General features: G+C 68.7%; 17 protein-coding genes and 1 riboswitch. Of the genes, 14 read left to right on the forward strand and 3 right to left on the reverse strand.

Annotation, left to right across the window (positions count from 1 at the left end):
- Positions 1 to 396 precede the first annotated feature (396 nt).
- The 4 genes from ctaC (at position 397) to ACZ43N_RS08050 (ending at position 4,871) form a co-directional block, all read left to right on the forward strand.
- The gene (gene ctaC, locus ACZ43N_RS08035; RefSeq protein WP_468095849.1) at positions 397 to 1,356 is read left to right on the forward strand and encodes an aa3-type cytochrome oxidase subunit II; all 960 of its coding nucleotides are present in this window, start codon (positions 397 to 399) and stop codon (positions 1,354 to 1,356) included.
- Complete coding sequence (gene ctaD / locus ACZ43N_RS08040; protein WP_468095850.1) at positions 1,353 to 3,098, forward strand: aa3-type cytochrome oxidase subunit I; 1,746 nt, start codon at positions 1,353 to 1,355, stop codon at positions 3,096 to 3,098. Before ctaC ends, ctaD begins: the two co-directional genes overlap by 4 nt.
- Positions 3,095 to 3,493, forward strand: a complete 399-nt coding sequence (locus ACZ43N_RS08045; protein ID WP_468095851.1) for a cytochrome c oxidase subunit 4 — start codon at positions 3,095 to 3,097, stop codon at positions 3,491 to 3,493. Before ctaD ends, ACZ43N_RS08045 begins: the two co-directional genes overlap by 4 nt.
- Before the next feature lie 130 nt (positions 3,494 to 3,623).
- Complete coding sequence (locus ACZ43N_RS08050) at positions 3,624 to 4,871, forward strand: L,D-transpeptidase (protein ID WP_468095852.1); 1,248 nt, start codon at positions 3,624 to 3,626, stop codon at positions 4,869 to 4,871.
- 48 nt (positions 4,872 to 4,919) lie between these two features.
- Here ACZ43N_RS08050 and ACZ43N_RS08055 read toward each other — a convergent pair whose 3' ends face one another.
- Complete coding sequence (locus tag ACZ43N_RS08055) at positions 4,920 to 5,321, reverse strand: response regulator (RefSeq protein WP_468095853.1); 402 nt, start codon at positions 5,319 to 5,321, stop codon at positions 4,920 to 4,922.
- Between the two features lie 154 nt (positions 5,322 to 5,475).
- Here ACZ43N_RS08055 and ctaE point away from each other — a divergent pair, with 154 nt between their 5' ends.
- The 7 genes from ctaE to ACZ43N_RS08090 all read left to right on the forward strand — a co-directional run bounded on the left by ctaE (position 5,476) and on the right by ACZ43N_RS08090 (position 13,354).
- Positions 5,476 to 6,096: an aa3-type cytochrome oxidase subunit III gene (gene ctaE, locus ACZ43N_RS08060; RefSeq protein ID WP_468095854.1), complete on the forward strand. Its 621-nt coding sequence runs from the start codon at positions 5,476 to 5,478 to the stop codon at positions 6,094 to 6,096.
- Between the two features lie 98 nt (positions 6,097 to 6,194).
- Complete coding sequence (gene qcrC / locus ACZ43N_RS08065) at positions 6,195 to 7,004, forward strand: cytochrome bc1 complex diheme cytochrome c subunit (RefSeq protein WP_468095855.1); 810 nt, start codon at positions 6,195 to 6,197, stop codon at positions 7,002 to 7,004.
- Complete coding sequence (gene qcrA / locus ACZ43N_RS08070) at positions 7,001 to 8,059, forward strand: cytochrome bc1 complex Rieske iron-sulfur subunit (protein WP_468095856.1); 1,059 nt, start codon at positions 7,001 to 7,003, stop codon at positions 8,057 to 8,059. The genes qcrC and qcrA overlap by 4 nt, the downstream gene beginning before the upstream one ends.
- Positions 8,056 to 9,696: a cytochrome bc1 complex cytochrome b subunit gene (gene qcrB / locus ACZ43N_RS08075; RefSeq protein WP_468095858.1), complete on the forward strand. Its 1,641-nt coding sequence runs from the start codon at positions 8,056 to 8,058 to the stop codon at positions 9,694 to 9,696. The genes qcrA and qcrB overlap by 4 nt, the downstream gene beginning before the upstream one ends.
- A 154-nt stretch (positions 9,697 to 9,850) precedes the next feature.
- Positions 9,851 to 10,915, forward strand: coding sequence for an anthranilate phosphoribosyltransferase (gene trpD / locus ACZ43N_RS08080; RefSeq protein WP_468095859.1), 1,065 nt, complete (start codon positions 9,851 to 9,853; stop codon positions 10,913 to 10,915).
- Between the two features lie 295 nt (positions 10,916 to 11,210).
- Positions 11,211 to 11,327, forward strand: a riboswitch (SAM riboswitch).
- Positions 11,328 to 11,488: 161 nt separating this feature from the next.
- Entirely contained in the window at positions 11,489 to 12,850 is a 1,362-nt protein-coding gene (locus ACZ43N_RS08085) for an aminotransferase class V-fold PLP-dependent enzyme (protein WP_468095861.1), read from the forward strand.
- Positions 12,851 to 12,949: 99 nt separating this feature from the next.
- Positions 12,950 to 13,354 (forward strand): hypothetical protein, encoded by a 405-nt coding sequence (locus tag ACZ43N_RS08090; RefSeq protein ID WP_468095862.1) that lies wholly within the window; start codon positions 12,950 to 12,952, stop codon positions 13,352 to 13,354.
- 376 nt (positions 13,355 to 13,730) lie between these two features.
- Here ACZ43N_RS08090 and ACZ43N_RS08095 read toward each other — a convergent pair whose 3' ends face one another.
- Both ACZ43N_RS08095 and ACZ43N_RS08100 read right to left on the reverse strand, forming a co-directional pair.
- On the reverse strand, positions 13,731 to 14,012 hold the full coding sequence (locus ACZ43N_RS08095; RefSeq protein ID WP_468095863.1) for an Lrp/AsnC family transcriptional regulator: 282 nt from the start codon (positions 14,010 to 14,012) through the stop codon (positions 13,731 to 13,733).
- The gene (locus ACZ43N_RS08100; protein ID WP_468095864.1) at positions 14,009 to 14,785 is read right to left on the reverse strand and encodes a rhomboid family intramembrane serine protease; all 777 of its coding nucleotides are present in this window, start codon (positions 14,783 to 14,785) and stop codon (positions 14,009 to 14,011) included. The genes ACZ43N_RS08095 and ACZ43N_RS08100 overlap by 4 nt, the downstream gene beginning before the upstream one ends.
- Before the next feature lie 191 nt (positions 14,786 to 14,976).
- Here ACZ43N_RS08100 and ACZ43N_RS08105 point away from each other — a divergent pair, with 191 nt between their 5' ends.
- The 3 genes from ACZ43N_RS08105 (at position 14,977) to ACZ43N_RS08115 (ending at position 17,887) form a co-directional block, all read left to right on the forward strand.
- Positions 14,977 to 15,216: a hypothetical protein gene (locus ACZ43N_RS08105; RefSeq protein WP_055541554.1), complete on the forward strand. Its 240-nt coding sequence runs from the start codon at positions 14,977 to 14,979 to the stop codon at positions 15,214 to 15,216.
- Between the two features lie 32 nt (positions 15,217 to 15,248).
- Positions 15,249 to 16,592 (forward strand): NYN domain-containing protein, encoded by a 1,344-nt coding sequence (locus tag ACZ43N_RS08110; RefSeq protein WP_468095865.1) that lies wholly within the window; start codon positions 15,249 to 15,251, stop codon positions 16,590 to 16,592.
- Between the two features lie 260 nt (positions 16,593 to 16,852).
- Complete coding sequence (locus tag ACZ43N_RS08115) at positions 16,853 to 17,887, forward strand: C40 family peptidase (protein ID WP_468095866.1); 1,035 nt, start codon at positions 16,853 to 16,855, stop codon at positions 17,885 to 17,887.
- Positions 17,888 to 18,184: the final 297 nt, after the last annotated feature.

An 18,184-nucleotide genomic window follows, 5' to 3' on the forward strand; every position in this document is an offset into this window, starting at 1 on the left:
CAGTTTTTTTCCCATCGACGTTTCCCTTCTGTTGTTTCCCCCCCCCCCCCCCCCCCCCCCCCCCCCCCCCCCCCGACCCGGGCGGGCACAGTGAAAGGACCCCTAAAGCCTGGGGGTGACCGAGGAGGGGTGGGGAACTGCGCGAAGAGCCACAACGCGCGCGGACCCGCCAAATCATCCGAACTCCCGAGCTATGAGGCGCACCCGGCACCCCCGGATAGCCGCTCCAAGTGACCCCCGGCGAGTTGGGACCCCCTCCCCGCGCGACCCCAAATCGCGTCCAGTAGGGTTTGGTCCGCATAAACATCCAAACCCCTGCCCGTCGCAGGGCGGCGACCGACCAGCGAGAAGGCCGCAGCCTGACCTGCGCGGGCGAGACTCTCGGGAAGGCGCTACGTGAGTCCCAACGGCTCCGACCGCTCGCCGCGGCGCCCGATGCGGCGGAAGCTGCTGCAGGCACTGACTGCGGGCCTGGTCCTGGCGACCGCCACCGGTTGCACATACAAGGACTTCCCTCGCCTTGGTATGCCCACCCCGACCACGGAAGAGGCTCCGCGGATCCTCTCCCTGTGGCAGGGTTCCTGGGCGGCCGCGCTCGCCACGGGCGTACTGGTCTGGGGCCTGATCCTGTGGAGTGCTTTCTTCCACCGGCGCAGCCGCACCAAGGTCGAGGTTCCCCCACAGACCCGGTACAACATGCCCATCGAGGCGCTGTACACGGTCGTTCCGCTGATCATCGTCTCGGTGCTGTTCTACTTCACCGCCCGCGACGAGTCGAAGCTCCTCGACATGTCCAAGAAGCCCGACGTCACGGTCAACGTGGTCGGCTTCCAGTGGAGCTGGTGCTTCAACTACATCGAGAACGTCGACGGCTCCACCGGCGACGCGGCCAAGGACGAGAACCTCGCCGCGATCCCGGACCGGTACAAGAAGGACTTCCCGGCCAACGCCGGCGGCGTCTACACCTGCGGTATCCCCGGTGACAAGAACCCGCAGACCGGCAACCCCGGCCCGACCCTCTGGCTCCCCAAGGGCAAGACGGTCCGCTTCGTCCTCACCTCGCGTGACGTCATCCACTCCTTCTGGGTGGTGCCGTTCCTGATGAAGCAGGACGTCATCCCGGGCCACACCAACGCCTTCCAGGTGACCCCCAACCAGGAGGGCACCTTCCTGGGCAAGTGCGCCGAGCTGTGCGGTGTGGACCACTCCCGGATGCTCTTCAACGTCAAGGTCGTCTCTCCCGAGCGCTACGAGCAGCACCTCAAGGAGCTCGCGGAGCAGGGCCAGACCGGTTACGTCCCGGCCGGTATTGAGCAGTCGAAGCACGAGAAGAACCGGGAGACGAACGTACTGTGAGCATCCTCAACGAACCTCAGGGTGCCGGGGCGGCGGGGTCCCACTACGAGGACGAGCAGCCCGTCCGGCGCCAGCGCCGCGGCGAGGTCGCCGTCAAGTGGCTGACGACCACCGACCACAAGACGATCGGCACGCTCTACCTGGTCACGTCGTTCGCGTTCTTCTGTATCGGCGGCGTCATGGCGCTCCTCATGCGCGCCGAGCTGGCCCGCCCGGGCACGCAGATCATGACGAACGAGCAGTTCAACCAGGCGTTCACGATGCACGGCACGATCATGCTGCTGATGTTCGCGACGCCGCTGTTCGCCGGATTCGCCAACTGGATCATGCCGCTGCAGATCGGCGCGCCCGACGTGGCGTTCCCGCGGCTGAACATGTTCGCGTACTGGCTGTACCTCTTCGGCTCGCTGATCGCGGTGGCCGGCTTCCTCACCCCGCAGGGTGCGGCCGACTTCGGCTGGTTCGCCTACTCCCCGCTGTCGGACGCCGTCCGCAGCCCGGGCGTCGGCGCCGACATGTGGATCATGGGTCTGGCCTTCTCCGGCTTCGGCACGATCCTCGGCTCGGTCAACTTCATCACCACGATCATCTGCATGCGCGCCCCCGGCATGACCATGTTCCGCATGCCGATCTTCACCTGGAACGTGCTGCTGACCGGTGTCCTGGTCCTGCTCGCCTTCCCGGTCCTCGCGGCCGCGCTGTTCGCCCTGGAGGCGGACCGCAAGTTCGGCGCCCACGTCTTCGACCCGGCCAACGGCGGCGCACTGCTCTGGCAGCACCTCTTCTGGTTCTTCGGCCACCCAGAGGTGTACATCATCGCCCTGCCGTTCTTCGGCATCATCTCCGAGGTCATCCCGGTCTTCTCCCGCAAGCCGATGTTCGGCTACATGGGCCTGATCGGCGCGACCATCGCGATCGCCGGCCTCTCCGTCACGGTGTGGGCGCACCACATGTACGTGACCGGTGGCGTGCTCCTGCCGTTCTTCTCCTTCATGACGTTCCTCATCGCCGTACCGACCGGCGTGAAGTTCTTCAACTGGATCGGCACGATGTGGAAGGGCTCGCTGTCCTTCGAGACCCCGATGCTCTGGGCGACCGGCTTCCTGATCACCTTCACCTTCGGTGGTCTGACCGGTGTCATCCTGGCCTCGCCCCCGATGGACTTCCACGTCTCCGACTCCTACTTCGTGGTGGCGCACTTCCACTACGTGGTGTTCGGCACCGTCGTCTTCGCGATGTTCTCCGGCTTCCACTTCTGGTGGCCGAAGTGGACGGGCAAGATGCTCGACGAGCGCCTCGGCAAGATCACGTTCTGGACGCTGTTCATCGGCTTCCACGGCACCTTCCTCGTCCAGCACTGGCTGGGCGCCGAGGGCATGCCGCGTCGTTACGCCGACTACCTGGCGGCCGACGGCTTCACCGCTCTGAACACGATCTCGACCATCGCCTCGTTCGTGCTCGGTCTGTCGATCCTGCCGTTCCTCTACAACGTGTGGAAGACCGCCAAGTACGGCAAGAAGGTCGAGGTCGACGACCCGTGGGGCTACGGCCGTTCCCTGGAGTGGGCGACCTCCTGCCCGCCGCCGCGGCACAACTTCCTCACCCTGCCGCGGATCCGCAGTGAATCCCCGGCGTTCGACCTGCACCACCCGGAGATCGCCGCGCTCGAGCAGCTCGCGCACGGCGCTCCCCGCGCCAACGAGCTCGCGGGCAGCGGCAGCGGCAAGGAGGCCGGCAAGTGAAGATCCAGGGCAAGATGTTCATCTGGCTGAGCGTCTTCGTCCTCGCCATGGCGATCGTCTATGGCGTGTGGTCGAAGGAGCCGGCCGGTACCACGGCGCTCTTCCTGGCCTTCGGCCTGTGCATCATGGTCGGCTACTACCTGGCCTTCACGGCCCGGCGGGTCGACGTGGGCGCGCAGGACAACAAGGAGGCCGACGTCGCGGACGACGCGGGCGAGCTGGGCTTCTTCAGCCCGCACAGCTGGCAGCCGCTCTCCCTCGGCATCGGCGGCGCACTCGCCTTCATGGGCGTCGTCTTCGGCTGGTGGCTGCTGTACTTCTCCCTGCCGATCATCCTGATCGGTCTGTGGGGCTGGGTCTTCGAGTACTACCGCGGTGAGAACCAGAACCAGTAACACGCGCCGAGCGCACGGAAGCCCGGACACTCCGACAGGAGGTCCGGGCTTCCCCCGTTTGCCACGCCGGACGTCCCTCACTCGGCCCACCCGGCGCGCCGTGCCCGACGGCCGTTCCTACGTTGAAGCCATGAGCACTGCACCCCGAAACCGCACGGTCGTCAGCTGCATCCTGCTGGTGGTCTCCCTGGGAGCGGGCGTCACCGCCTGTGGTTCCGGCGGCCACCCGCTCTCGGGCACGCCGTACGACGCGGCCGACCAGGTCTCCTTCAACGCCCCCGCGGGCGACGGCGAGAAGGCCGACCCGGACAAGCCCCTGGAAGTCACCGCCGAGGACGACGCGCGCATCACCGACGTCACCGCCGTGGACGCCGCAGGACGCTACGTGGCGGGCGAACTCGCCGCCGACGGCAGCCGCTGGCACTCCACCTCACCACTCGCCGCCAACGCCCGCTACACGGTCCGGGTGAGCACGGAGGACGAGGACGGTGCCCCCGGCCGCGATGAGCGGACCTTCGACACCGGCCGGCCGCGCGCCAAGAAGCGCCTGACCGTCACCTTCGGACCCAAGGGCGGCAAGTACGGCGTCGGCCAGCCCGTCACCGCGGAACTGAGCAGGGCCGTCAAGGACAAGGCGGCCAGGGCCGTCGTCGAACGCGCCCTCAAGGTGGAGTCCACGCCCGCGGCGGAGGGCGCCTGGCACTGGGTGGACGACAAGAAGCTCCACTACCGGCCCAAGGAGTACTGGCCCGCGGGCGCCACGATCAAGGTCCGCAGCACCCTGGAGGGCATAAAGGTCGGGGACCGTCTCTGGGGCGGCAAGGCCAAGCCCCTGACGCTCACCACCGGCGACAAGATCGTCGCCGTCACGGACGCGGCGGCGCACCGGATGACCGTCTACAAGAACGACAAGGTCATCAAGGAGATCCCGGTCACCACCGGGATGCCCGGCTATGACACCCGCAACGGCGTCAAGGTCGTCCTGGCCAAGGAAGGCACCGTCCGTATGACCAGCGCCAGCATAGGCGCGTCGGACTTCTACGACCTGGTCGTCCACAACTCCGTCAGGGTCACCAACAGCGGCGAATACGTCCACGCCGCCCCCTGGTCCACCGGCTCCCAGGGCTACGCCAACGTCAGCCACGGCTGCACCGGCATGAGCAACGCCAACGCCGAGTGGTTCTACGAGACGATCAACGAGGGCGACATCGTCAAGGTCGTCAACTCCGCCGGCGACATGATGGCCCCCTTCGGCAACGGCTTCGGCGACTGGAACCTCGACTGGCAGAAGTGGCGCGAGGGCAGCGCCCTCACCGCCGGCACCAAGCAGGCCCCCCGCACGGAGATCCAGGCGCGCCTGCGCCCCGAATCGGCGTGACGCCGGGCCCGCGCCCCTTCAGGGGGCGCGGGGACACGGGACACGGCCTCAGGCGCTCAGGGCCCGCTTCCCGCGCAGCAGGGAAGCCAGCGCCGAGGCGAACTCCACCGGGTCCACCGGCAGCGTCACCGCCCCGTCCGCCCGGCTCCACGTGGCCAGCCACGCGTCCTGCGGCCGGCCGATCAGCAGCAGCACCGGCGGGCACTCGAAGATCTCGTCCTTGATCTGCCGGCACAGTCCCATGCCCCCCATGGGCACGGCCTCACCGTCGAGGACGCAGACATCGATACCGCCCCTGTCCAGCTCCTTGACGACGGCCGCGGGGGTCGCGCACTCGACGAACTCCACGACGGGGACGTCAGGAGCGGGGCGGCGGCCGGTCGCCAGCCGCACTTGTTCACGGGTGTTGGAGTCGTCGCTGTACACCAGCACCGTGGCGGTCGGGCGCATTGTTCCTCCGTTACGCAGAAGATTCAGACGTCGTACGGACAAGGACCGATGCGCGGATGCTACTCCCTTGAACACCACGTCAGCACCGGTCCCGAAGGGAGCAACACTCCGAACGGCACCCCCCGGAGTGAGGGCGGGATAAGCGACCGACATAATGTCGGTCGTGGCGACAGCAACGACAGTAGATACCGGGCACGCGCACCCGTCGGTCAACCGGCCGAACCTCACCAGCGTCGGAACCATCATCTGGCTGAGTTCCGAGCTGATGTTCTTCGCGGCCCTCTTCGCGATGTACTTCACCCTGCGATCGGTGACCGGTCCGGACTTCTGGCACGAGAAGGCCGACGCCCTGAACTTCCCGTTCTCGGCGACCAACACCACCATCCTGGTGCTCTCCTCCCTGACCTGCCAGCTCGGCGTGTTCGCCGCCGAGCGCGGGGACGTGAAGAAGCTCCGGATGTGGTTCGTCGTCACGTTCGTGATGGGTGCGATCTTCATCGGCGGTCAGGTCTTCGAGTACACCGAGCTGGTCAAGCACGAGGGCCTGTCGCTCTCGTCCGACCCGTACGGCTCGGTCTTCTACCTGACCACCGGCTTCCACGGCCTGCACGTGACGGGCGGCCTCATCGCCTTCCTGCTGGTCCTCGGGCGCACCTACGCGGCCAAGAGGTTCACCCACGAGCAGGCGACCGCGGCCATCGTCGTGTCCTACTACTGGCACTTCGTCGATGTCGTCTGGATCGGCCTCTTCGCCACGATCTACATGATCAAGTAATCGGGCGGACGAGCCGGGCGGACCGTACGCCCGCCTCGATCCCGAGAACGACCCTTCCAGAAGCACCGACGCAGAAGATCCTGACACCGGGGTAATCCGTGAAAAAGCTCTCCGCACGACGACGCCATCCGCTGGCGGCGGTCGTCGTCCTATTCATCGCGCTGGCGGCCTGCGCGGGGCTGTACACCGCTTTGGCGCCCGCGGACAAGGCGGTGGCCGAAGAAACCGCGCAGACCCTCACCATCGAGGAGGGCAAGAAGCTCTATTCCGTGGGCTGCGCGAGCTGCCACGGCACCGGCGGTCAGGGCACCTCCGACGGGCCGAGCCTGGTGGGCGTGGGCGCGGCGGCCGTCGACTTCCAGGTCGGCACCGGCCGTATGCCGGCGCAGCAGCCGGGCGCTCAGGTCCCGAAGAAGAAGAACATCTACTCGCAGGCCGAGATCGACCAGCTCGCGGCGTACATCGCCTCCCTGGGCGCCGGTCCCGAGATCCCGACCGAGAACGCGTACAACCCCGAGGGCGCGGACATCGCCGAGGGCGGCGAACTGTTCCGGACGAACTGCGCTCAGTGCCACAACTTCACCGGCAAGGGCGGTGCGCTGTCCGAGGGCAAGTACGCGCCGAGCCTTGAGGGTGTCGACCCGAAGCACATCTACGAGGCCATGCAGACCGGCCCGCAGAACATGCCGTCCTTCCCCGACACCACGCTGTCGGAGGAGAACAAGAAGGACATCATCGCGTACCTCGAAGCGGTCAACAGCGATGACACCGTGGAGCCCGGTGGCCTCAGCCTCGGCGGACTCGGTCCGGTCAGCGAGGGCCTGTTCGGCTGGGTCTTCGGTCTCGGCACACTGATCGCTGTCGCCGTGTGGGTCGCCGCTCGGACCGCAAAGGCCAAGAAGTCATGAGTAGCCAAGACATTCCAGAAGAGAACCTGCCCGCTGAGCAGGACGCCCCGCACGGTGCGGTGAAGGTCGCGGACGAGGAGAACCCCTTCGCGGACCCCGGCCTCCCGCCCCACGAGCACCGGATCCAGGACATCGACGAGCGGGCCGCCAAGCGGTCCGAGCGCACGGTCGCCCTGCTGTTCACGGTCTCGATGCTGTCCACCATCGCGTTCATCGCCTCGTATGTCGCGATCCCCGTCGACGAGGCGATCTACGTCTGGCCGATCGGGCACATCAGCGCGCTGAACTTCGCGCTGGGCGGCACCCTGGGCCTGGCCCTGTTCTGTATCGGCGCGGGCGCGGTCCACTGGGCCCGCACCCTGATGTCCGATGTGGAGGTCGCCGACGAGCGTCACCCGATCGAGGCCTCGCCCGAGGTCCGCGCGAAGGTCCACGCGGACTTCAAGCAGGGTGCCGCCGAGTCGGGCATCGGCCGTCGCAAGCTGGTGCGCAACACGATGCTCGGCGCGATGGCCATGGTCCCGCTCTCCGGTGTCGTCCTGCTGCGCGACCTCGGTCCGCTGCCCGGCACCAAGCTGCGGCACACCACGTGGGCCAAGGGCAAGAAGCTCGTCAACATGAACACGGGTGAGCCGCTGCGTCCCGCGGACGTCGCGGTCGGGTCGCTGACCTTCGCCATGCCGGACGGCCTGGACGAGCACGACCACGACTTCCAGAAGAACATCGCCAAGGACGCCCTGATGATCGTCCGGATCCAGCCGGACAACATCAAGGACAGGCGTTCACTGGAGTGGTCGCACGAGGGCATCCTGGCCTACTCGAAGATCTGCACCCACGTCGGTTGCCCGATCTCCCTGTACGAGCAGCAGACGCACCACGTGCTCTGCCCCTGCCACCAGTCCACCTTCGACCTCGCCGACGCCGGCCGGGTGATCTTCGGCCCCGCGGGTCACGCCCTGCCGCAGCTGCGGATCACCGTCGGCGATGACGGCTACCTCGAAGCCGTGAGCGACTTCGAAGAGCCCGTCGGTCCTGCCTTCTGGGAGCGCGGATGAGCACTGCAACCACCACAGACGCGCGCGGCAAGCGCGGGAAGGCACCGGCCGGCGAGCGCGTCGCCGACTGGGCCGACGGCCGGCTCGGGATCTACTCCCTGGCCAAGGCCAACATGCGCAAGATCTTCCCCGACCACTGGTCGTTCATGTTGGGTGAGGTCTGCCTCTACAGCTTCATCATCATCATCCTCACGGGTGTGTACCTGACGTTGTTCTTCCACCCGTCGATGAACGAGGTGGAGTACGCCGGCCCGTACGTCCCGCTGCAGGGCCAGCTGATGTCCGAGGCGTTCAACTCGACCATGCACATCTCGTTCGAGGTGCGCGGTGGTCTGCTGATCCGGCAGATCCACCACTGGGCCGCGTTGGTCTTCCTCGCCGGCATGTTCGTGCACATGATGCGCGTGTTCTTCACCGGCGCGTTCCGCAAGCCGCGTGAGATCAACTGGCTGTTCGGCTTCCTGCTGTTCGTCCTCGGCATGTTCACCGGCTTCACCGGTTACTCGCTCCCGGACGACCTGCTCTCCGGCACCGGTGTCCGCTTCATGGAGGGCGCGGTCCTGTCCGTGCCGATCGTCGGCACGTACCTGTCGTTCTTCCTCTTCGGCGGGGAGTTCCCCGGCGGCGACTTCGTGGCCCGGTTCTACTCGGTGCACGTGCTGCTGCTGCCCGGCATCATGCTCGGCCTGGTGGTCGCGCACCTGATCCTGGTCTTCTACCACAAGCACACGCAGTTCGCGGGCCCCGGAAAGACGAACAACAACGTCGTCGGCATGCCGCTGCTGCCCGTGTACATGGCCAAGGCCGGCGGCTTCTTCTTCCTGGTCTTCGGTGTCATCGCGATCATCTCGGCGATCGCCACGATCAACCCGATCTGGACGATGGGTCCCTACCGTCCGGACCAGGTGTCGACCGGCGCCCAGCCCGACTGGTACATGGGCTTCTCCGAGGGCCTGATCCGTGTCATGCCGGGCTGGGAGATCAACTTCTGGGGTCACACGCTCGTCCTGGGTGTGTTCATCCCGCTGGTGATCTTCCCGCTGGTCCTGGTCGCGATCGCGGTCTACCCGTTCATCGAGTCCTGGGTCACCGGCGACAAGCGCGAGCACCACATCCTGGACCGCCCGCGCAACGCCCCGACCCGTACGGCCTTCGGTGTCGCGTGGATCACCTGGTACATGGTGCTGCTGATCGGTGGTGGAAACGACCTCTGGGCGACCCACTTCCACCTGTCGATCAACGCCATCACCTGGTTCGTCCGGATCGCGTTCTTCGTGGCCCCGGTCATCGCGTTCATCGTCACCAAGCGCGTCTGCCTCGGCCTCCAGCGCCGCGACAGGGACAAGATCCTGCACGGTCGGGAGACCGGCATCATCAAGCGCCTGCCGCACGGTGAGTTCATCGAGGTCCACGAGCCGCTCAGCCAGGAGCAGCTGCACACGCTCACGGCGCACGAGCAGTACAAGCCGGCCGAGATCGGTCCCGCGGTCGACGAGAACGGTGTCGCCCGCAAGATCACGCGTGGCCAGAAGCTGCGGGCCAAGCTGAGCAAGGGCTACTACGGCGAGGACAACCAGATCCTCAAGCCCACCGTCGAGGAGTACAAGGAGATCACGAGCGGCCACGGCCACCACTGATCACCCGCTTCGCCACACACGGTCGAAGGGCCCCCGTCCGATCTTCGGACGGGGGCCCTTCGCCGTGCTCGGAGCTGGATAGGGTGAGAGCACTCGATTGCCTTGCGTCCGCGGGCGGTGACTCCCCCGCGGCTACGACCACCAGGAGCGGCTGATGAGCGCTGTGACCCCCGCTGGAGGCGACACCGCGGCGGGCCGTTCCTGGCCCGAGGTGCTGAACGCGCTGCTGTCCGGGCGGGACCAGGACGCCGGCGCCACGTTCTGGGCGATGGACCAGATCATGCGCGGCGAGGCGACGGACGCCCAGATCGCCGGGTTCGTGGTGGCACTGCGGGCCAAGGGCGAGACCGTCGAGGAGATCACCGGGCTGGTGCGGGCGCTGTACGAGCACGCCAACGTCATCGAGGTGTCGGGGCGGACCGTCGACATCGTCGGTACGGGCGGCGACGGCGCCAAGACGGTCAACATCTCCACGATGTCGTCGATCGTGGTCGCCGGTACGGGCGCCAAGGTCGTCAAGCACGGCAACCGGGCCGCGTCCTCGGCCTCGGGCGCGTCCGATGTGCTGGAGAAGCTCGGCGTCAATCTGGAGCTGACGCCGCGGCGGGTGGCGGAGGTCGCCGAGGAGGCGGGCATCACCTTCTGCTTCGCGGTGAAGTTCCACCCGGCGCTACGTCATGTGGCCGCAGCGCGCGGGCAGTTGGGCATCCGCACGGTCTTCAACGCGCTCGGGCCGCTGGCGAACCCGGCGAAGGTGCGGGCACAGGCGGTCGGTGTGGCCGATCCCCGGATGGCGCCCATCATGGCGGGCGTCTTCGCGGAGCGCGGCAACTCGTCCCTGGTGTTCCGCGGCGACGACGGGCTGGACGAGCTGACGACCACGGCGACGTCGCGGGTGTGGGTCGTGCGCGACGGGAAGGTGACGGAGGAGGCGTTCGACCCGCGGGACGTGGGGCTTGAGCTGGTGCCGGTCTCCGCGCTGCGGGGGGCCGACGCGTCCTACAACGCGGATGTCGCACGGCGGCTGCTGGCGGGGGAGACCGGGCCGGTGCGGGACGCGGTGCTGCTGAACTCGGCGGCGGCGCTGGTGGCGCTGGATCCGGGGAGCGGGTCACTGGCGGAGCAACTGCGGGGCGGCATGGAACGGGCCGCGGAGTCGATCGACTCGGGGGCGGCGCGGAGGGTTCTCGAACGGTGGGTCGCGGCGACGAATCGGTAGGGCCGACGCGATCCGTGAGGGCGGCGTGGGGTGCGTTCGCGAGCACGGGCGAGTGGGGGGCTTGTCGCGCGGTTCCCCGCGCCCCCGAAGGCATGGGCCCAGCGGCCCGGCCTTCACCCTGAAAAGCACGGGGCGCAGCCCCGGTCGCTTTTCAGGGGCGCGGGGAACCGCGCGAGAAACGACGATCCACCCGCGCCCGCCAACGAACCGCGCACCCCCGAGCCATTCGGCGCCCGATCCCGCTATCCGGACAGGAGTTGCGCCTCGGCGATCACTTCGCGTACGTTCCTGATCAGGTCATGAGTGACAGCCACAAGGCCCCGGCCGGCTGTCCGGCAACCCTCCGTCCGTGGCGGGGTGCCCCGGGTGAAGACCGGGTCGTAGGCAGCAAGGTCTACGGCAAGCGCGGACCCCTCGCACGCTTGTGAAAAGCGTGGGGCCAGGGGTCCTGGTCGCTCGAGGGAGCCTTCCGTGAGCAAGCGAATGCGATAGGGCCGCCGAGCCCCGCCTCCGCGCACCCTTTTTCCTTCTTCAGCGTGCCTTCCTTCGGCACGCCCTCTCACGGGAGTTCCCATGTCTGTCTCCACCCTTGCCTCCGGCCAGTCCGTTTGTGCCCCGCTGTCCGTTCTCGGCCGAGATGTCACCGTCCCGCTCGTCACCGGCGGCGAGGTCACCTACGCCGCGCTCGACTACGCCGCCAGTGCCCCCGCGCTCCAGCGGGTCTGGGACGACGTGGCGGCGTACGCGCCGTACTACGGCAGCGTGCACCGCGGAGCCGGGTACCTCTCGCAGTTGTCGACGGACCTCTTCGAGAACGCCCGCCGTACCGTCGCCGAGTTCCTCGACTGCCGGGCGGACGACCAGTTGGTCTTCACCCGGTCCACCACGGACTCGCTGAACCTGCTCGCCGCCGCGCTTCCCGAAGACGGCCAGGTGTACGTCTTCGAGACCGAGCACCACGCCTCGCTGCTGCCGTGGCGGAACGCCCGCGTGTCGTACCTGGACGCGCCCCGGACGCCCGCCGAGGCCGTCATCACGCTGGAACACGCCCTCGCCGGCCGGGACCCCCACAGCCCGGCGCTGGTCTGCGTCACCGGCGCCTCCAACGTCACCGGGGAGATCTGGCCGGTGCGGGAACTTGCCGCCGCCGCGCACGCGCACGGCGCGCGGATCGTGCTCGACGCCGCGCAGCTCGCGCCCCACCATCCCGTCTCCGTGCAGGACCTGGACGTCGACTGGGTCGCCTTCTCCGGGCACAAGCTGTACGCGCCGTTCGGTTCCGGCGTCCTCGCCGGGCGCGCCGACTGGCTGCGGGAGGCGGACCCGTACCTCGCGGGCGGCGGTGCCTCCCGCAAGGTGGCCCGGCGTACGGACGGGGGAGTGGACGTCGAGTGGCACGAGACCGCCGCGCGCCATGAGGCCGGCTCGCCCAACGTCATCGGCGCGTACGCCATCGCCTCCGCCTGCAAGGCCCTCACCGAGGCCGGGTTCGACACGCTCGTCGCCCGTGAGCAGCATCTGATCGACACCGTCCGCGCCGGGCTCGCCGAGGTGCCCGAGGTCCGGGTGCTCTCGCTGTTCGGGGACGACGCCCCGCGGGTCGGCGTCATCTCCTTCGTCGTCGAGGGCTGGAACAGTTCCCACTTCGCAGCGGCCCTCTCCGCCGAGTACGGAATCGGCGTACGCGACGGCCTGTTCTGCGCCCACCCGCTTCTCCGCACCCTGCTCGGCAGCGCCCCGCAGACCCAGGGCGAGTGCGGCGCCCCCGAGGCCGCGCCGGGCGAGAAGTCCCTCAACGCGATCCGGGTGAGCTTCGGGGCCGGCACGCCCGACGAGCACGTCGAGCGGTTCGTGGGCGCGGTCAGGGAACTCGTCCGGGACGGCGCCCGGTGGAACTACCGCACCCAGGACGGGCGTTGCGTCCCCGCCACCTGATGCCGCATTGCCCCAAGGGACAACTGTTCGAGGAGGAACGGCCTGCATAGGGTGAGTGGGCGGTCGGTTTTCTGCGGCCGCTCATCACGGGGAGTGCAGATGAAACAGGGGACGAAGGGGCTCGCGGTCGCCGCTGCCCTGACGGTGGGCATGGTGCTGGCGGGCGGGGTGCAGGCGGAGACGGCCGAGGCCGCCATGGGCGACTGCAAGCCCAAGGGTTCCCTCTGCCTGTGGGACGCCAAGAACTACAAACAGAACATCTCGCTGTACAAGGTGCGGGCGTCCCCGTCCTTCAAGTGCGGCAAGGGCGCCTGGAAGCCTCCGCACGCCCACGTCGAGCACAAGCGGCTGCCACGCTCGACGTGGAACCGGACCACCAAGACGTGGTACGGGAAGAACAGCGAGGGTGACATCGAGCAGATCATCCGCAAGACCGGGTTGCGGGGGTCGACCGACCCGGACATCAGCGAGTACAAGTCCATCAGGTCGTACTGCTGGAAGTGACCTCCGACTGAGCCCGTCGGGGCGGTCGCCGGACGGGCGAAGGGCCGCCGCTCGCGCGGCCCCCGGGTCCCGCATGCTCCCCCCGGCGCAATGATCCGCAGCGCCCGCTCGGTGGCCTGCGTGAGAGGCCGCTCGGGCGGAACACGGTCTCGGCGAGGGCCTTGCCGGGCGGTGTCCGGTGGCCGAGGGCGCCCTTCGCGGTGATGACCAGGTCGGCGCAAGCGACGCCCGTTCACCCGTCGGCGTCCGGCAGGCGTGTGCGCCGGGCGTCTGCAGGGCGCCCGCGCCGCGTCCGAGGGGCCCCCGTCGCCGCAGCCGGCCAGGGCCGGCCGTACGCCGGTGTCGAGCGCGGCGCGGACCCGCTCGATCTCTCTCCTCAGCCGTCCAGTCCGATGGCGAACGCGGCCTCCAGGTCGTGCTGCGAGTACGTCCGGAACGCCACATGCGTGTCCGTCCCCAGCACCCCCGGGATCTTGCTGATGCGCCCGGGGATCACCTCGGCGAGGTCCTCATGGGCCTTGACCCGGACCATGGCCACCAGATCGTACGTACCGGTCACCGAGAACACCTCGGTCACCGAGTCGATCGCGGCGATCGACTCGGCGATCTCCGGGATCCGGTCCACGCTGGTCTTGATGAGCACGATCGCGGTGATCACGGCTGGTGTTCTCCCTCGGGGGCCGGAGCTGGGGCATTCGGTTTCACTCTAGTCCTCCGTCCATAACGCCCCCAGGCGTAGACGAACCCCACACCGAACCCGACGAGGTGCGCCAGATAGGCGACCCCCGGTCCGGACGTCTCCCGGCGTGCGGCCAGCCACTGCAGGGTCACCCAGAACGGCAGGGTCACCCACGCCGGGAAACGCAGCGGGAGGAAGAAGAGGAACGGGAACAGGCTCGTCACGCCCGCCCTGGGGAACAGGAACAGGAACGCTCCGAGGACGGCGGAGATCGCCCCGGACGCGCCCACCAGCGACTGCTGCGACCCCGCGTGCGCGACCGCGTACGCCACCAGGGCGAGGTATCCGCAGCCCACGTAGAAGAGGGCGAACTCCACATGGCCCATGCGTTCCTCGACCATCGCCCCGAAGACGAAGAGGAACAGCATGTTGCCGAGGAGATGCAGCCAGGTGCCGTGCACGAAGAGAGCCGTGAGGGGCGTGAGGACCGCGCGCGGCGCGCCGGTGACGAGTTCGACGGGTACGACGCCCCAGCGGCGGAAGTAGGCCCGCTGCGCGGCGAGCAGTTCGTCCCCGGTGCCGTACACGGGGTTCAGGCCCGCCGCCGGACCGATCAGGAAGACCAGACAGCAGGCGGCGATCAGCGCGTACGTCACCGGCGCCGACTCGTTCCGTACGGTCCGGTCGAGCGCCTGCCGTGCGCCGGGGACGGCCCGCGGGCCGAAGACGTGTGCGCTCCACTTGCCGATCATGAACAGAGCATGACGTAACGGGACCCACCCGCACAGACCGCCTCGCCGCCGCAGGGGTTCGTCGCCACCGCCGGAGGCACTCCACGGGCGGACGGGCGGCGAGTACCGGTCAGGCCGTAGGGTTACGAGCCACACGCACCGGGAGTCCGGCGCGCGCATCACGGAGACTGGAAGAAGGAAGAGCAGCCACGATGACGGTTCCCCTGCCGACGGCCACGACCCGCTGGCGCTGCACCCTGTGCGGCAACCTGACGCGGTTCGACGTGACCCGCTCGTCCAAGGTCGTCGAGTACGTTCACCTGGACCTCGCCGGGGAGCCGAAGGTCGAGGAACGCGAGGTGGTCAGTGAGACCATCGAGTCGGTCCGCTGCCGCTGGTGCAACGCCGTGGACCAGGTGGAACTCGTGGACAGGCCGGGCGCCGGCTCCTGACGGAGCCTGTCCCACAGACATTGGGGTGACGGATGGTGGAGACCGCAGGCGGGGGGCCGGGCGACGGCGCCGCTGAGGTGCTCGACCGTCCGCTGCCCGAGGGCGTGCGCCGGCGTGTCGTGCAGATCGTGTCGGACGGGTTCGGCGGCCTGACCGTCGGCGAACTGCCCGCACAGCTCCGGCAGTATGCGCGGTTCGCCCCGAACCGCCGGGTGAAGTTCGCGGGCAACGCGATGGCGGCCGCGGTCGAGAGTGACACGCTTTTCAGACAGCGGATCGGGGAGCGGTTCAGAGAGGCCCACCCGGAGCTGGCCGGTGCCCTGGACACGGGCGCCCCTCCGCCGGCCGCCGACCCGCTGGACGTGGCGGCTGCCGCGTACGTCCTGCGCCCCACGGGCTGGGTGAAGCTGGTCGCGGCGGCCGGCGAGGAGGCCCAGCGGGCGGACGCCGAGCGGGCCGACGAGGAGAACCGTGCCGAACTCGAGCGGCTGCGCGAGCAGCTCGCCGAGGCCCGCGACCACACGAGGGCCGAGACCGAACGGCTGCGCCAGGAGCTGGAATCGGCCAAGAGGGACGCCGACTCGCTGCACCGCAAGCTCCGGGCGGCCCTCAGTGACGTCAAGCGCGGCGAGGCCGCCCTGCGCAAGCTGCATGCCGAGATGGAGGCGCTGCGCGCCGAGGGGCACGCCCAGGTGTCCGCCGCCGAGAGCGAGACCCGGCGGCTGAAGGCCCGGCTCGGCGAGGCGGAGGCCGCCCTGGAGGCCGCCCGGCGGGCGGCCCGGGAGGGGCGCAGCGTCGAGGACATGCGCGTACGGCTGCTGCTGGACACCGTGCTGGACGCGGCCCAGGGCCTCCGGCGGGAGCTGGCGCTGCCGCCGGTCTCCGTGCGGCCCGCCGAGACCGTCGACGCGGTCGAGCCGGGGCGGATGACTCCGAAGGACATCGCCGCCCGCGCGCTGTCCGAGAACGACCCGGCGATCCTGGACCAGTTGCTCGCGCTGCCGCAGGCGCACCTCGTCGTCGACGGCTACAACGTCACCAAGACCGGCTATCCGCAGATGCCCCTGGAGAAGCAGCGGCTGAGGCTTCTCGGCCAGTTGTCGCAGCTCGCCGCGCAGACCGGCGCCGAGGTCACCTGTGTCTTCGACGGGGCCGAGCTGGCCGCGCCCGTGCTGCTGGCGCCGCCGCGCGGGGTGCGGGTGCTGTTCTCCAAGCCCGGCGTCACCGCCGACGAGTTGATCCGGCAGCTGGTGCGGGCCGAACCGCCGGGGCGGCCGGTCATCGTCGCCTCCACCGACCGCGAGGTGGCCGACGGCATCGCCAAGGCGGGCGCCCGGCCGGTGGCTTCGGCGGTGCTCCTCAAGCGGCTTTCCTGACCCTTCGGCCCCATCCGCGCCAACCGCAACGTACGGCCGGTATGACCGAATTGACGGAACTGTTGCGCAACGTAGCGTCAATCGAGCATTACTAGATGTGTGTTGAGTGTAAATAGTGCGCCGCGGGATGCGATTTTTCCCGCCTGGGATTTGAAGTGATCACCATTAGGTCACTAGGGTCTGGGCTCAAACCTCTGGACGGGTGATCGTTGCCGCCGGTCCCCCTCGGGCGATCGCTCACAAGAAGGAGTTCACCTACCGTGGCGTCCCACCGTCGACCCAAGCAGCCGAGTCGTGCACGAGTGAGCGTGCTCACCACCGCCGCCGCCGCTGCCGTGGCACTGACCTCGCAGGCGGCCAACGCCGCCCCCAGCGACAAGCCGAGCAAGGAAGAGGTCAAGGCCAAGGTCGACGCGCTCTACGAGGACGCGGGCCGGGCCACCGACAAGTACAACGGGGCCAAGGAGAAGCAGGAGAAGCTCCAGAAGGAGATCTCCACCATCCAGGACAACGTCGCCCGCGGCCAGGAAGAGCTCAACAAGCTGCGGGAGGGCATAGGCCAGGCGGCCAGTGCCCAGTACCGCACGGGTGGCATCGACTCCTCGATCCAGCTCTTCCTCTCCGCCGACCCCGACGACTACCTGGACAAGGCCGCCACCCTGGACCAGTTGAGCAGCCAGCAGGTCGAGCAGCTCAAGAAGATCCAGGAGAAGCAGCGGGCGCTCGCCCAGCAGCGCCAGGAGGCCGCCGAGAAGCTCGAGGACCTCGCCGAGACCCGCGAGACCCTGGGCAAGAAGAAGAAGGAATACCAGAGCAAGCTCGCCGCGGCGCAGAAGCTCCTCAACACCCTGACCGCCCAGGAGCGGGCCGCCCTCGCCGAGGAAGAGCAGCGCGCCAGCCGCGACGCCGGCGAGCGCGTCGAACTCGGCAAGGACGTGCCCGCCTCCGACCGTGCCGCCGCCGCGCTCGCCGCCGCCGACACTCAGCTCGGCAAGCCCTACGTCTCCGGTGGCAGTGGCCCCAACTCCTATGACTGCTCCGGCCTCACGCAGTGGGCGTACGCCCAGGCCGGTGTGACGATCTCCCGGACCACGTACACCCAGCAGAACGACGGCACGAAGATCGGCCGCAGCCAGCTCATGCCGGGCGACCTGGTGTTCTTCAACAACCTGGGCCATGTCGGCCTCTACGCCGGCAACAACACGGTCATCCACGCCCCCTACCCGGGCAAGGTCGTCCGCTACGAGTCGATGGACACCATCGGTTCCTTCCAGTTCGGTGTCCGGGTCATCTGACGCCACGCACGGCTCGAACGAGGCCGGTTGTCACTCACCGTGACAACCGGCCTCTTTCTGCTTCAAGATCAGGACACGGTGCCGCCCGAACGGGCGAATTCCCGCACCTCGCGCTGACCCCCCGCCCCGCTGATTACCTGCGTCCCGAGGGGGACATCACGCTCTGTGGCCACAGAGGTCTTTGGCTGTGACCGGGTCGCGCGGCTACTGTCGGCCGCGCCTGCCTCACGCGCCGTGAGAACGCCCCGGGAAGAGGGGGCCCCGACGCGGTGCCGAGGGAGGATCCTGTCCGCCGTC

The sequence above is a fragment of the Streptomyces sp. NPDC030814 genome (assembly GCF_055572155.1).

Bases quoted from the DNA above. Each gene is read 5' to 3' on its own strand.
- ACZ43N_RS08050 (WP_468095852.1), top strand. From the start codon at position 3,624: ATGAGCACTGCACCCCGAAACCGCACGGTCGTCAGCTGCATCCTGCTG.
- ACZ43N_RS08055 (WP_468095853.1), bottom strand. From the start codon at position 5,321: ATGCGCCCGACCGCCACGGTGCTGGTGTACAGCGACGACTCCAACACC.
- ctaE (WP_468095854.1), top strand. From the start codon at position 5,476: ATGTCGGTCGTGGCGACAGCAACGACAGTAGATACCGGGCACGCGCAC.
- qcrA (WP_468095856.1), top strand. From the start codon at position 7,001: ATGAGTAGCCAAGACATTCCAGAAGAGAACCTGCCCGCTGAGCAGGAC.
- qcrB (WP_468095858.1), top strand. From the start codon at position 8,056: ATGAGCACTGCAACCACCACAGACGCGCGCGGCAAGCGCGGGAAGGCA.
- trpD (WP_468095859.1), top strand. From the start codon at position 9,851: ATGAGCGCTGTGACCCCCGCTGGAGGCGACACCGCGGCGGGCCGTTCC.
- ACZ43N_RS08085 (WP_468095861.1), top strand. From the start codon at position 11,489: ATGTCTGTCTCCACCCTTGCCTCCGGCCAGTCCGTTTGTGCCCCGCTG.
- ACZ43N_RS08090 (WP_468095862.1), top strand. From the start codon at position 12,950: ATGAAACAGGGGACGAAGGGGCTCGCGGTCGCCGCTGCCCTGACGGTG.
- ACZ43N_RS08100 (WP_468095864.1), bottom strand. From the start codon at position 14,785: ATGATCGGCAAGTGGAGCGCACACGTCTTCGGCCCGCGGGCCGTCCCC.
- ACZ43N_RS08105 (WP_055541554.1), top strand. From the start codon at position 14,977: ATGACGGTTCCCCTGCCGACGGCCACGACCCGCTGGCGCTGCACCCTG.
- ACZ43N_RS08110 (WP_468095865.1), top strand. From the start codon at position 15,249: ATGGTGGAGACCGCAGGCGGGGGGCCGGGCGACGGCGCCGCTGAGGTG.